This window comes from Devosia elaeis (assembly GCF_001650025.1).
Classification (GTDB): domain Bacteria; phylum Pseudomonadota; class Alphaproteobacteria; order Rhizobiales; family Devosiaceae; genus Devosia; species Devosia elaeis.
This window is the reverse complement of the sequence record NZ_LVVY01000122.1, coordinates 1-13,640: the sequence shown is the minus strand read 5'-3', so window position 1 is coordinate 13,640 and position 13,640 is coordinate 1. Positions and strand designations below refer to the sequence as shown.

The 13,640-nt window shown below is 64.9% G+C and carries 13 protein-coding genes; 5 read left to right on the top strand and 8 right to left on the bottom strand.

Features of this window, described 5'->3' with window-relative positions; translation table 11 throughout:
• Positions 1–66: 66 nt before the first annotated feature.
• The 7 genes from A3840_RS15970 to A3840_RS15940 all read right to left on the bottom strand — a co-directional run bounded on the left by A3840_RS15970 (position 67) and on the right by A3840_RS15940 (position 8,041).
• Positions 67–1,044 (bottom strand): acetyltransferase domain-containing protein, encoded by a 978-nt coding sequence (locus tag A3840_RS15970; RefSeq protein WP_067459085.1) that lies wholly within the window; start codon positions 1,042–1,044, stop codon positions 67–69.
• Between the two features lie 150 nt (positions 1,045–1,194).
• Positions 1,195–3,042: a DNA helicase RecQ gene (gene recQ / locus A3840_RS15965; RefSeq protein ID WP_067459082.1), complete on the bottom strand. Its 1,848-nt coding sequence runs from the start codon at positions 3,040–3,042 to the stop codon at positions 1,195–1,197.
• 47 nt (positions 3,043–3,089) lie between these two features.
• Positions 3,090–3,434, bottom strand: a complete 345-nt coding sequence (locus A3840_RS15960) for a DUF1801 domain-containing protein (protein ID WP_067459079.1) — start codon at positions 3,432–3,434, stop codon at positions 3,090–3,092.
• A 57-nt stretch (positions 3,435–3,491) separates the two neighbouring features.
• The gene (locus tag A3840_RS15955) at positions 3,492–4,364 is read right to left on the bottom strand and encodes a patatin-like phospholipase family protein (RefSeq protein ID WP_067459134.1); all 873 of its coding nucleotides are present in this window, start codon (positions 4,362–4,364) and stop codon (positions 3,492–3,494) included.
• 145 nt (positions 4,365–4,509) lie between these two features.
• A complete protein-coding gene (purD, locus tag A3840_RS15950) occupies positions 4,510–5,784 on the bottom strand; it encodes a phosphoribosylamine--glycine ligase (RefSeq protein ID WP_067459076.1) in 1,275 nt (424 codons plus the stop codon).
• 64 nt (positions 5,785–5,848) lie between these two features.
• Positions 5,849–7,219, bottom strand: a complete 1,371-nt coding sequence (locus A3840_RS15945) for a glutamate--cysteine ligase (protein ID WP_067459073.1) — start codon at positions 7,217–7,219, stop codon at positions 5,849–5,851.
• Positions 7,220–7,291: 72 nt separating this feature from the next.
• A complete protein-coding gene (locus tag A3840_RS15940; protein WP_067459070.1) occupies positions 7,292–8,041 on the bottom strand; it encodes a 16S rRNA (uracil(1498)-N(3))-methyltransferase in 750 nt (249 codons plus the stop codon).
• Positions 8,042–8,168: 127 nt separating this feature from the next.
• On the opposite strand from A3840_RS15940, the gene ubiA reads away from it, so the two are divergent.
• The gene (gene ubiA / locus A3840_RS15935) at positions 8,169–9,107 is read left to right on the top strand and encodes a 4-hydroxybenzoate octaprenyltransferase (RefSeq protein ID WP_109442348.1); all 939 of its coding nucleotides are present in this window, start codon (positions 8,169–8,171) and stop codon (positions 9,105–9,107) included.
• 160 nt (positions 9,108–9,267) lie between these two features.
• Here the strand turns inward: ubiA and A3840_RS15930 are convergent, their stop codons facing one another.
• The gene (locus A3840_RS15930) at positions 9,268–9,531 is read right to left on the bottom strand and encodes a YjiS-like domain-containing protein (protein WP_067459064.1); all 264 of its coding nucleotides are present in this window, start codon (positions 9,529–9,531) and stop codon (positions 9,268–9,270) included.
• A 149-nt stretch (positions 9,532–9,680) separates the two neighbouring features.
• On the opposite strand from A3840_RS15930, the gene A3840_RS15925 reads away from it, so the two are divergent.
• The 4 genes from A3840_RS15925 to A3840_RS15910 form a co-directional block, all read left to right on the top strand.
• Complete coding sequence (locus A3840_RS15925; protein WP_067459061.1) at positions 9,681–10,568, top strand: LysR family transcriptional regulator; 888 nt, start codon at positions 9,681–9,683, stop codon at positions 10,566–10,568.
• A gap of 47 nt (positions 10,569–10,615) precedes the next feature.
• On the top strand, positions 10,616–12,229 hold the full coding sequence (xseA, locus tag A3840_RS15920; RefSeq protein WP_067459058.1) for an exodeoxyribonuclease VII large subunit: 1,614 nt from the start codon (positions 10,616–10,618) through the stop codon (positions 12,227–12,229).
• Between the two features lie 49 nt (positions 12,230–12,278).
• Entirely contained in the window at positions 12,279–12,500 is a 222-nt protein-coding gene (locus A3840_RS15915) for a DUF2093 domain-containing protein (RefSeq protein WP_067459055.1), read from the top strand.
• A gap of 2 nt (positions 12,501–12,502) precedes the next feature.
• The coding region (locus A3840_RS15910; RefSeq protein ID WP_067459052.1) for a glycosyltransferase at positions 12,503–13,640 on the top strand (1,138 nt) is incomplete at its 3' end.

Genomic DNA, 13,640 nt, shown 5'->3' with positions numbered 1-13,640 from the left:
TGAACCCCTCATCCGGCCCTTTGGGCCACCTTCTCCCCTCAGGGGAGAAGGGAGAGCGGAGCCGCGCTACTCCGCCCCCAGCTCCGGATAGATCAGCGCCGAGCATTGCCGATTATTGGCATCGAGCTGCGCCTGTTCTTCCGGCGACACCACGCCCGAATAGATCGGCCCCCAGAGCTCGTCGCGGATCACCCCGTCGAGCCCGCATTGGCAATAGGTGGCGCAGAGCGCCGCACTCGTGCCGGTGGCTTCGCAGGTCACCTGGCAGGAATTGAGAAACTCGATCTCCCGCCCGGCATCCTGCGCGCCCGTCGCCATGGACAGCGGCGCGATCACCGCCAGCAGCAATGGCTGGTGCACGACATAGATGACGAGGCTCCACCGCCCCATCCAGCCCAGGGTCCTGGCCAGCCGATTGCCCGGCCGGATTTCGCCCAGGCGCGTCTCGACCCGCGATCCCCGCACCAGCCGCGCCACGACGATCCCGCCCAGCACCACGCCGAGCCAGGGAAAGACCGGCACCAGATCATTGGTCAGCGGCGGCACTTCCCAGAAACCGATCCAGGACAGCGGCACCGCATTGAACAGCGGATCGCGATAGAGGAAGTGCAGGGCGATGACCACCGCGCCCACCAACGCCGTCAGCCAGATCGGCGTGAACAGGAAAGGCAGGGCAAGCAGGCTGAACAGCGCGATGGCATGCAGCACCCCGAAATAGACAAAGCTCTCGGGGAAGGTCAGCCATGTGCCCAGGCTGATCAGCAGCGCCCCCGCCACCAGGAACAGCCAGCGCCGCCAGAAGCGTCTCCAGCGCATCCCGTCCCCATGCCCCAGAACCAGCCCGATGCCCACCAGGAACATGAACGCGAACAGGATCGAACGCGCAAAGAACACCCAGCCGGGATCGTAGCCGACGTCCACGGGGATGAAGCCGTAAAAGGACAGGTCCCAGCAGAGGTGATAGATCACCATCGCCACGATAGCGACGCCCCGGGCGATATCGATGACGGGAAGGCGGGGGCGTTTCTCGACTGCCTCGATCATCGCAAGGCCCCCTCACCCGGATTGCTGCGCAATCCGACCTCTCCCCCAAAGGGAGAGGTGAAGAGCGGCGCCGCGCAGCGGCACCTCTCCCTGGGGGGAGAGGTCGGCCGAAGGCCGGGTGAGGGGGCCTTCGACTGTCGTGCCATCATCTCACCCTTTGAAATTGGCGACCACCGCCAGAAACGCATCCCCATATCGATCCAGTTTCCCCTGGCCGACGCCCGGCAGGTTCAGCATATCGTGCGGGTGGGTCGGCTGGGCCAAGGCCATCGCCCTCAGCGTTGAATCGTGGAAAATCACGTATGGGGGCACGCCCTGGGACTTGGCCATCCGGAGCCGTTCCTCGCGCAAGGCATCGAAAAGTGGCCGCGCATGCTCGGGGACATCGACCGCTTTCGCCAGATTGCGTCTGATCTCTAGCGATTTTTTCGGTCTGTCCTTCCTGAGGGTAACAGTCTGCTCACGTTTGAACACGGGATGCGCACTCGCGGCTAACGCGAGAGCACCGTGATTGGCATGATCGACGACGATCAGGCCCATGGCCGTCAATTGCCGCAAGACCGATTGCCAGGCCTTGGCATCGAGCTCCTTGCCTTGGCCGAACACCTTCTGGTTCTGGTGGCCAAACCGTTGAACCTTCTCGGTTTCCTTGCCCACCAGCACATCGATCACATGCGCCGCGCCGAACCGTTGCCCGGTCCGGTAGATCGCCGCCAAAGCCTTGATCGCCGCCTCTGTGCCGTCCCAGGTCTCCACCGGCGACCGGCAGGTATCGCAATTGCCGCAGGGCTTGGGATAGGTCTCGCCGAAATGGCTGAGAATGGCCTGGCGCCGGCAGGAAGCGGTCTCGCAGACACCCAGTAAGGCATTGAGTTTGCTGTGTTCCAGCCGCTTGACCTCGTCGGGCGCATTGCCCTCGTCGATCATGCGGCGGCGCTGCACCACATCGGCCATGCCATAGCTCATCCAGGCATCGGCCGGCTGCCCGTCACGCCCGGCACGCCCGGTTTCCTGGTAATAAGCCTCGATGGATGCAGGCAAATCCATATGCGCCACATAGCGCACATCGGGCTTGTCGATCCCCATGCCGAAAGCCACGGTGGCGACCAGGCACAATCCCTCTTCCTTGAGAAAGGCGTCCTGATTGGCGCTGCGCAGCTGCGCGCTCATTCCGGCGTGATAGGGCAAGGCCTTGATTCCCTTGCCGTTTAGCCAGTCGGAGACGTCTTCGACCTTGGCGCGGCTGAGGCAGTAGACGATACCGCTCTCGCCCTTGTGGCTGCCGAGAAAATCCAGCAATTGCTCGCGCGGCTTGTCGCGCTCGACGATGGAATAGGAAATATTGGGCCGATCGAACGAGGTGGTGAAGACCTCGGCCTGTTCCAGCCCCAGCCGCTCGATAATGTCCTCGCGCGTCGTCGGATCGGCGGTCGCGGTCAGCGCAATGCGGGGCACGCCGGGAAAAAGCTCAACCAGATGAATGAGTTCGCGATATTCCGGGCGGAAATCGTGGCCCCATTGGCTCACGCAATGCGCTTCGTCGATGGCGAACAGCGCGATGTCGCAGCCGCCCAGCATATTGGCGAAACCCGGCGTGGCCACCCGTTCGGGCGCGACATAGAGCAGGTCCAACTCGCCCCGCCGCAATTGCCGGCGCACCTCGGCCGATTCTTCGGGCGACAGCGACGAATTCAGCGCCGCAGCGGCCACGCCGGCCTGCTTGAGCGCCTCGACCTGATCGCGCATCAGGGCAATGAGCGGCGAGACCACGATGCCGACGCCCGCCCGGCAGATGGCGGGAATCTGGTAGCACATGGACTTGCCGGCGCCGGTGGGAAACAGCACCACCGCATCGCCCCCGCCCACCACATGGTCCACCACGTCGGCCTGTTGTCCGCGAAACTGCCGGTGGCCAAAAATGTCGCGCAGAACGGCCAGCGGCTCGGGCCGCTGGTGGCGGTGGGGCGAAAACAGATCGTGAGACTCAAGGGCTTCCACACGCCTCTTGAATCATGGGGCGCCAGAGCTGGCAACCTGTATCCATGCTAGGCGCGGCTATAGGCCTCGGCGATATAGCGGCCGACCCGTGCGGCATCGATGTCCTCGGGGTGGATGAACTTGAGATGCCGGCGATATTCGCCATCGCCCAATAGTTCGCCATCGTCGAATTCGGCCCCACGGGAAAACTCCAGGGACACATGGCCCCTATAGGCATAGATGCCGCAGACGGGCTTGGCGCGACTATAGAAGATGCCGCCATATTTGACCTGCTCCTCGGCCTCCGGCGCATTCTCACGCACCAGAACACGCAGGCTTTCGGCCATGGCATGGAAGGTCGGGTTCTGAATCCCGATCCTGTCGAGAAGTGCGGCGACGGCTTGACTGGTCATGGCGCGGACCCTGGGTTCGATGGCCTTTGATACCCGTCGGTGCGGCGCCGGTCGAGGCTAGACGCTTTTCACCGGCTCCACCCGATTTTGCATATAGGCCTCGATCTTGTGGCTCAGCATGCGCTTGAAGCGGTCCTTTTCCGCCTCGGCATGGGTGACGATCTCGCGAACCCGCCAGAATTCCATGGCGCCGAAATTGGCCACATGCGGCCGGATATAGATATCGGGCGGATAGGCGGCCATCATATGGGCGGTCAGCGCATGCATCATGATCTGGGCGGAGCCGAACCAGAGATCGAGCGCCTTGTGGTCGGTCCGGGCCAGGGCGATGGACGGGTCGCCGACCACATCGATGCCGATGAGGAAATCGGTGTCGATATCGGCCTGGTCCAGCGGCAGCGGATTGACCACACCGCCATCGACCAGGACGTGATTGTTGTAGACCACGGGCTTGAACAGGCTGGGAATGGCAATGGACCCGGCAATGGCCGGTCGCAGCAGCCCGGAATTGAACACCACCTGATGCCAGGATTGAAAATCCGTCGCCACGACATGCAGCGGAATCTTGAGGTCCCCGAATTCCTGGGGGAAGGAGGGCGGGGTGAAGGCATCCACGATGCTGGCGGCGTCGAGCTGCATGGAAATGCCGTTGCGCAGCAACCCGCCCAGGCCGCGCACCTGGGTGGCCCAGAGCTTGCCGGCGATGATCCGCAATGTGCCCAGCACCTCGAAACTGTGCTCGCGCAATTCCTTGCCACTCATGCCCGCGGCCCAGCCGGCGCCGATCAGCGCCCCGATCGAGGTGCCGGAAATGACCGAGGGCTTGAGGCCCAGCTCGTCCATGGCCTCGATATAGGGAATATGCGTCAGCCCGCGCGCCGAGCCGCCGCCCAATGCCACGCCGATCCGCGGCCCATCGATCGCGCTCATCTGTCCACGCTCCGCACCCCTCATGCGCAGCTTTTCCGCCAGCGCCATGCCGCGCCGTTGCAATGGCGTCAGCGGACGTTGCGGCGGCGCCGCGTCGAAGACGGTTCTGAGGGAGGAGCCTAGACCAGCAAGATTGAGGAAAGGTTCAGCTTTGCTCTCGGGAAATTTCGCGCCATCCGATGTCTCGCCGGCAAAAGCCTTCCGGCCAATCAATCGCGTCAACGCCTCTGTAAGCACGTGCCTGCGCCTCTTTCACCGATGGCCCGAGCGCCGTGATGTTGAGTACGCGGCCGCCATTGGCAATCAAACGTTCGCCATCGCGCTTCGTTCCGGCGTGGAAGACGGTGAGGTCTTCTCTGTCCAGCCCGTCCGCCCCCCGGATTTCGCTGCCCTTGCCATAGGCGCCGGGATAGCCCTTGGTGGCCATGATGACGGTGAGCGCATAGGCGTCCTTCCACTGGACCTGCTGGCCGGCCAGGGTGCCGGTCGCCACGGCATGGAGCAGGGGCACGACATCGCTGTCCATGCGCATCATCATCACCTGCGCTTCGGGGTCGCCGAAGCGGGCATTGTATTCCACCAGCTTGGGGCCGTCCTCGGTCAGCATCAGCCCGGCATAGAGCACCCCGGCATAGGGCGTGCCGCGTTGGGCCATGCCGCGCACCGTGGGCTCGATGATGCGCGCCATGGCCGTTTCATAAAGGTCGGTGGTCATGACCGGCGCGGGAGAATAGGCGCCCATGCCGCCCGTATTGGGGCCCTGGTCGCCGTCGAAGGCGCGCTTGTGGTCCTGTGCGGTGGTCAGGGGCAGAATGGCCTTGCCGTCGCTCAGGACGAACAGGCTGACCTCCTCGCCCTCCATGAATTCCTCGATGACCACGGCCGCGCCCGACGCGCCGAACAGGCCCGAAAAGCAATCGATGATCGCCTCCTCGGCCTCCTCCACGCTCATCGCCACGGTGACGCCCTTGCCGGCCGCCAGGCCGTCGGCCTTGATGACGATGGGCGCGCCCTGGGTATAGAGATAGGCGAGGGCCGAGGCCTCGTCCTCGAACCGGCCATAGGCGGCGGTGGGAATATCGAATTCGTCGCACAGCGCCTTGGTGAAACTCTTGGAGCCTTCCAATTGTCCGGCCTGCTTGCTGGGGCAGAAGCAGGTGAAGCCGGCGGCGCGGAGGTCGTCACCGAGGCCGGCCACGACCTGCGCATCCGGGCCGACGACCACGAAGTCGATGTCCTGCGCCCGGGCCGCGGCGATCACCGCCGCATGATCGGTGATATCGACCGAGACATTGGTGGCGAGGCCCTCGGTGCCGCCATTGCCGGGGGCAACGAAAAGCGCCGTCACCAGCGGCGACTGCGCGATTTTCCAGGCCAGCGCATGTTCCCGCCCGCCCGAACCGATGACCATCACGCGCATATCTGCCTCCTGTCGCTTCGCGGGCGTGATGCACGAGAGCGGGCCATGAGGCAAGCCGGAAAGCCTAAAGCTCGGCCTCTTTGAAGATCGGCGTCACATCGCCGTTCCAGGGGCCGCGGAATTTTTCCAGCCAGCGCTCGGCCGGCGACTTGCCGGTGCGCACGGTTTCTTCGAGCGGAGCCAGATAGATGGTCTCGTCGCGCCCTTTTTCATCCAGGCGATTGCGACGCACCAGACCGGCTTCGGCAATACCGACGGCCTGGGCAGCCGCATCGAAGATGCTGGAGCGGTCGAAGGGGGTGGCCAGGCCCAGCCGCGGCACTTCGCGGCGGAGATAATCGCGGTCTTCCTGGGTCCAGTTCTTCACCAGTTCCCAGGCCGCTTCGAGCGAAATCTCGTCATAGAGCAGGCCGGTCCAGAAGGCGGAGAGCGCCACGACCTGGGCCGCGTCGCCCATATCGGCGCCGCGCATTTCGAGGAATTGCTTGAGCCGCACTTCGGGGAAGATGGTCGAAAGATGATCTTCCCAATCCTTGATCGTCGGTTTTTCGCCCGGCAATTGGGGCAGGTTGCCAGCGAGGAAATCGCGAAAGCTTTCACCGGCGACGTTGATATAGCGCTTGTCGCGGATGACGAAATACATCGGCACGTCCAGCGCATAATCGGCATAGCGCTCGAAGCCGAACCCGTCCTCGAAGACGAAAGGCAGCATGCCGGTGCGGGCATCGTCGGTATTGAGCCAGATATGGCTGCGGAAGCTGAGATAGCCGGTATCGCGGCCATCCGCGAAGGGCGAATTGGCAAAGAGCGCTGTGGCCACCGGCTGCAGGGCGAGCGATACGCGCAGCTTCCGGACCATGTCGGCTTCGCTGGAGAAATCGAGATTGGTCTGCACCGTGGCCGAGCGATACATCATCGAGGTGCCCAGCGTGCCGACCTTGCCCATGTAATCCGTCATGATCGCATAGCGCGACTTGGGCATGGACTTGATCTGGTCGACAGCCCAGAGCGGGGTGACGCCAAGGCCGAGGAAATGAATGTCGAGCGGCGCGGCGACCTTCTTGGAAACGCGCAGGTGCTCGGCCAGTTCGGCGGAGGTGCCGTGCAGGTCGGCCATGGGCGAGCCGGAAAGCTCGAACTGTCCGCCCGGCTCCAGCGAAATGCCGCCGGCAACTTCATTATTGCGCAACCCGATCGGGTTTTCGCCGTCATAGAAGGGATGCCAGCCGGTTTCCTTCTCGATGCCTTCGATCAGGGCGCGAATGCCGTTCTCGCCTTCATAGGCAACCGGCCGCAGTGGATCGGTGTGGAAGACGTGCTTTTCGTGCTCGGTGCCGATGCGCCATTGGTCGGCCGGCTTGGCGCCGCGTTCCATCGCCTCGATCAGGTCTGCCCGCGATTCGATAAGGGGCGATGAAGTGTCGGCGCCGGCCATGTAGTCCTCTTGGTTGAGGCGAGTAAGGTGCGGCGCGAAAATAACGAGCGCAAGGCGGAAAGCAATCGCCTTTTATCGCCAATCGCCGATGGTGGCCTGAATAATCGCCAAAGCGGCCACCGCCGCGGTGTCGGCACGCAGGATGCGTGGCCCCAGGCTTATGGGCACAACGAAGGGCAGGGCGCGAAGTTTCTCACGCTCGGCATCCGAAAATCCCCCTTCGGGGCCGATGAGCAGGCCCAGCTTTTCTCCCCGCAACGCTTCCAGCATGCCGAGGGGCGAGGCGGAAGCTTCTCCTTCGTCGGCGAAGATCAGCCTGCGGTCGCCGTGATTCTCGGACCAGCCATCGAGCAGCCGGTCGAGAGTGATTTCCGGGGCGACCTCCGGCACGCTCAGCACTTCGCATTGCTCGGCCGCCTCCACCGCATTGGCCGCGAGCCGCTCGGGCTTCAACCGGTGCAGCTGGGTATATTGCGTCATCACCGGCTGGATGATTCCGGCGCCCATTTCCACCGCCTTCTGCACCACATAGTCCAGCCGCTCGGTCTTGAGGGGCGCAAAGCCGTACCAGAGCCCGGAAGGCGGCGTCTGCGCCGCGATTCTCTCGATCGCCTCCAGCGTCACGGCTTTCTTGGCGTCGCCCGTCAACCGGCAGAGCCAGGCCCCGTCGCGTCCGTTGAACAGCACGACTTCATCGCCCACGCCCTTGCGCAGCACCGCGGCGAGATAGAGCGATTGATCTTTATCCAGGTGCAGAATGGCGCCCGGCGCCAGGTCCGGTTCGACGAAAAGACGCTGAAGACTGGAATGGGAACGGGGCATCGGCAATTCCTCGGCGCGGCACTGTGCCACGACCTCGCCCTGAGGCAGGCTCCGGATGAGGTCTACTTTGTCTTTCAACTTTAGAGTAGACCTCATGGCAAACTTGTCGAACCACGAGGCGTGGCAGATGTCAGATGTCAATCAGAGCCAGGCCGGCACCGTCGCCGATGCCCAGAAAGACAATTGGCTGGATCGCCATGCCCCCGAAAAGGTGAAGCCCTATGGCCGCCTGGCCCGGTGGGACCGGCCCATCGGCTTCTGGCTCCTGTTCTGGCCCTGCGCCTGGGGCGTCGGGCTCGCCGCCTTGGCGCAACCGCAGGTCGGGTTCGGCTGGTGGGCCGTGATTCTGATGTTTTTCGGAGCGGTCCTGATGCGCGGCGCCGGCTGTACTTTCAACGATATCGTCGACCGCGACATCGACATGCAGGTGGCCCGCACCCGCTCCCGGCCCATTCCGTCAGGCCAGGTGACGGCGCGGGACGCGCTCTATTTCCTCATCGCCCAGGCCCTGCTGGCCTCCGCCATTCTCTTCCAGTTCAATCGCTTCACCGTCTGGGCCGGCATTGCCTCGCTGGCGCTGGTGGCGATCTATCCCTTCATGAAGCGGATAACCTGGTGGCCGCAATTCTTCCTGGGCCTCGCCTTTTCCTATGGGGCGCTGGTCGGCTGGTCGAGCCAGACAGGGAGCCTGGGTTGGGCGCCGTTGCTGCTCTATGGCGGCACCATCCTCTGGGTCATCGGCTACGACACCATCTATGCGCTGCAGGATGTTGAGGACGACGCCCTGGTCGGCGTCAAATCCACGGCGCGCCTGTTCGGCGATAATGTGCGTCCGGCCGTGGCCGTCCTCTATTCGTGCGCCTTCGTCTTGTGGAACATGGCCTCGATTCTCGCCGGCGGTGGCCTGATCTTCGCCGCCCTGTCGCTGGTGGCCGCAGGGCTTTTGGCCTGGCAGCTCTGGACGCTGGATGCCGACGATGCGGAAAATGCCCTGTTCCGCTTCAAGAACAACCATTATGTCGGCATCGTCCTGACGCTCGCCCTCCTCGCCGACTGGGCCTGGTAGGCGAAAAAAAGCCGGGCACATGCGCTGCATGGCCCGGCAAGTCGTCAGGAAACGGAGCCGGCGGCAAAACCGGCCCGGGAGATGGTACGAGCACTCATCGTGTTCGAACCAACGCGTGGAGCGGCCGCCCTGGAAGATCTGGCGGTCGCGAAACTTCGGCTCAAGCGCGCGCGTTGCGCGCGCGGGCGGCGTTGAGCACCATGCCCGGGGTCCGGCCGTTGCGGGCCGTCATGGCCTCGGCGATATCGGAGCGTTCGATGCCGAGATCCTTGAGGCGGGCAGTGTCGAGATCGAGCAGGCCGCGCAGCGCGGTGCGGCGGGCGCGATTGGCTTTTACCTGGGCAATCCAGGCAAAAAGGCGCCGGATGGGGGTAACGTGCGAGCCAGCCGCAACTGACCGCTCGCCGGGCAGCGAGAGAGCCATTTCGAGTCTCCAAAAAGGGTTCTGCCGGAGGGAGGCCGGCAAGGGGACCGGCGCGGGAGAACGCCGATAATGATGACGTAGCGCGCTGGACTTCCATTCGTCCAACAAATAGATTTCATCCTGATGATCAATTTGGGTGATGGACAGCCATGACCGCGCCGCTCGACCTCGATCAATTGCAGACCTTCTGCGCCATTGCCGATTGCGGCAGCTTCACCGAAGCGGCTCGTCGGGTGAACAAGACCCAATCCGCCGTGTCGATGCAGATCAAGCGACTCGAGGAACGTCTGGGCCACGCCCTGCTGACGCGCGACGGCCGCAGCGTGACCCTGACCCATCAGGGCGAGGTGCTCTATGAGCGCGCCCGCAAGATGCTGCGCACCAATGCCGAAATCCTCGATCATTTCAACGATGGGGACCTGGCGGGCTCGATCCGCTTCGGCGTGCCGGACGATTACGCCGTGCGGCTATTGCCGGTGATCCTGTCGAGCTTCCAGCGCACCCACCCCAAGATCGCCGTCGATGTTTCCTGCATGGCTTCCGAGCAATTGCTCGAAGGCATGCGCGCCGGCCGCTACGACCTCATCGTCTTTACCCAGGGCACCGACCAGAATTTCGGTGAATTGTTCCGCACCGAGAAGATGTTCTGGGTGGCTTCGCACGGGGGCAGGGCGCTGGCCACGCTGCCGCTGGCCATCGCCTGCGGCCCGCAATGCTGCATCTGGCGCAAGGATGCCATGGAGGCGCTGGAGCGCACCGGCAAGGATTATCGCGTCGCCTATACCTCTTCCAATGCCACCGCGATTTCCTCCGCCGTGCTCTCGGACCTGGCGGTTGGCTTTCTCCCCGAAAGCGCCTTGCAGCCGGGCATGCGGGTGATCGGGGACGACCAGGGCCTGCCCCGCCTGGCCGATGCGCAGATCGCGCTGATGCGCGCCAGCCACGCCTATGGCGGCATCTACGACGCGCTCGCCAATCACATCGTCCAGTCCATGGGCAATCTCGAACCACTGGCGCAGGCCGAAGCGGCGGAATAGTCCGTGTCCGGCTTGACCGGAATGGTGCTTTGGCGCACCAGAGGAACATGTCCCAGGTCCTGACCAACGCCACCGAGTTCACCGTTTCCGAAATCGCCCAGGCCGTGAAGCGGACGGTCGAGGACGAGTTCGGCCATGTCCGGGTGCGCGGCGAGATTTCCGGCTTTCGGGGCCAGCATTCTTCGGGTCACGCCTATTTCACGCTCAAGGACGATGCCGCTTCCATCGATGCGGTGGTCTGGAAGGGCAATTACGCGCGCCTGACCTTCAAGCCCGAGGAAGGGCTGGAAGTCATCGCCACCGGCCGGCTGACCACCTTTCCGCGCTCCTCCAAATATCAGATCGTCATCGACAATATCGAGCCGGCGGGCGCCGGCGCGCTGATGGCGCTGCTGGAGGAGCGGCGGAAAAAGCTGCTGGCGGAGGGCCTGTTCGCCCGGGAGCGCAAGCGGGCTCTGCCCTATCTGCCCCGCGTCATCGGCGTTGTGACCTCCCCCACCGGCGCCGTCATTCGCGATATCCTGCATCGCCTGGAGGATCGCTTTCCCAGCCATGTCCTAGTCTGGCCCGTCCGGGTGCAGGGCGATACCTGCGCTCCCGAGGTGGTCAATGCCATAGAGGGCTTCAATGCCCTGGCGGTGAATGGCCCCATTCCGCGGCCCGACCTGCTGATCGTGGCGCGGGGCGGCGGCTCCATCGAAGATCTCTGGGGCTTCAACGAGGAAGCCGTGGTGCGGGCCGTGGCGGCCTCCGACATTCCCGTCATCTCCGCGGTCGGGCACGAAACCGACACCACGCTGATCGATTATGTCGCCGATATGCGGGCGCCTACTCCGACCGCGGCCGCCGAGGCGGCGGTGCCGGTGCGGGCCGAACTGATCGCCTATGTCGAAGACCAGGGCATGCGCCAGCGCCAGGCGGCCCGGCGCAGCCTTGCCAGCCTGCGTGACCGCCTGCGCGCCGCTGCCGCCGGTCTGCCTCGGCCGGCCGACCTGGCGGCGACGCAGCGGCAGAGCCTCGACATGGCTGCCAGCCGGCTCACCGGGGCCTTGCGCCATTTCGTCCAGACCCGCCGCGTCGACTATTCCGGCCTCGCCGCCGCCCTGCAGCCGCGCCTCGTGCGCCAGCGCTATGCCGAGCTCCGGGAACGCCTGGCCAATATCGAGCGGCACGGCGCCGGCGGATTGATGAAGACGGTGGACCGGGCGCGTCTCAAATTCGATCCCTGTTCCAGGCAATTGCCCGTCGCCGTCGCCACCTCGCTCGAACGCAAGCAGACCATCCTCGGCCGGTTGGCGCCGCGCCTGTCCGCGCAGCCCTTGCGTGCCGAACTGCGCCACGCCCATGGCCAATTGGCGCCCCTTTCAGGCCGGCTCGCCCAGGTCGGCACGCAGATGACGACCGCGCGGCACCGGCGGCTCGAACAATTGGGCAAGCTGATGGACACGCTGAGCTATCGCAATGTGCTGGCGCGGGGCTATGCCATCGTGCAGGACGGCGCCGGCCAGGTGGTGACCAGCGCGGCCGATCTGGCGCCGGGCGATGCGCTGCACATCATCCTGGGCGAAGGTAGCGTCGATGCCGCCGTGGGCGGCGCGCCACTGCGCCGCAAGGCGGGCAAACCGGCGCCGGACGATGGATCGCAGGAAAGTCTCTTTTGACGAACGTTCCTCTCCGTTATATCGGGGGGAACGCGCAAGGAGCGGTCGCATGAACATCTTCGACAAGGGATTTACGCCTGCCGAGGCAAGTCTGCGTTATCTTGACGGCGATTACGTCGTGCTCAAGCCCGGCAGCTTTGTGCGCTGCGCCATAACCGGCAAGCCCATTCCGCTGGATGAACTGTTCTACTGGAGCGTCGACCGGCAGGAGGCCTATGCCGATGCGGTGACCGCCCATGTCGCCTTCGACCGCTTCGGCCGGGGCAATTGAGCATGGACGAGGCGGCGACGCGTCAGCGCTTCCTCATCATTTCCAACGGCCACGGCGAGGATGCGATCGCGGCCGAAATGGTGGCCAAATTCCCGCCCCAGGTTTCGGCCGAGGCCTTTCCGATGATCGGCAGCGGCAAGGCCTATAACGGCATCTGCCGGCTCGTGGGCCCCCGGGCCACGCTGGCCTCCGAAGGCTGGCGCAACGTCAAGGGCTCGCTGCGCCGCGATATCGTCAATGGCGGCCTGCTCACCATCCCGCCCATCATCCGTTTCCTCAGATCGATGCGGGGCCGCTACGACCGCGTGATCGTGGTCGGCGACATGGTGGGCGTCCTGGCCTGCCTCGTTTCCGGGCTCAAGGGGCTGGTCTATATCGATGTCTACAAGACCGGCGCGGCGCGCCTCTATTCGGGGCTGGAGCGCTGGGCCATAAGGCGGAGCTGCGATCTCGTCTTCTGCCGGGCGCAGAACCTAGCCGACATGCTGGCCGAGGATGGCGTCGATGCGCGCTGTGCCGGCAACCTGATGATGGACACGGTTCCCTATGGCCGTTACGAGGCGGCCGAACGGCGCAGCCAGCGTCTTGCCGTGACCCTGCTGCCGGGCAGCCGCGCCCTGACCAGCGAAAGCTTCGCCCTGCAGATCGCCGCCTTGCGGCTCCTGCCCGAGGCGGAGCGGCCGGACGTCTTCCTGGCCGTGGCGGGCAGCGTCTCAGTCGAGGACCTGGCCAAAAGCGCCGGGCTCAACCGCGCCAGCATCCTGAGCGGGGATCCCGACGATCTGGGCCAGTTGACCGATGGCAAGCTGGTCGTGCACATGGCGCGGGGCCGGGCCATGGGCAATCTGCTTGCCGCCTCCGACCTGGTGCTGAGCCAGGCGGGCACCGCGACGGTGCAGGCGCTGGGCCTGGGGCGGCCGGCCATCACCTTCCTCAATCCGCGCGACCGGCGCTCCCGGGTGGAGAACGAACAGCGCCTGTTCGGCGCCGCCCGGGTGCTGGTGGATGCGGATGCGGCGGCCCTCGCCAAGGCCCTGGCCGACCTGCTCGGGGACGATGCGGAGCGCGCGCGCCTCGGCGCTATCGGCCGCGAGCGCATCGGCGGGCCGGGCGCTCTCGCCGCCATATTGGCGGCGCTGG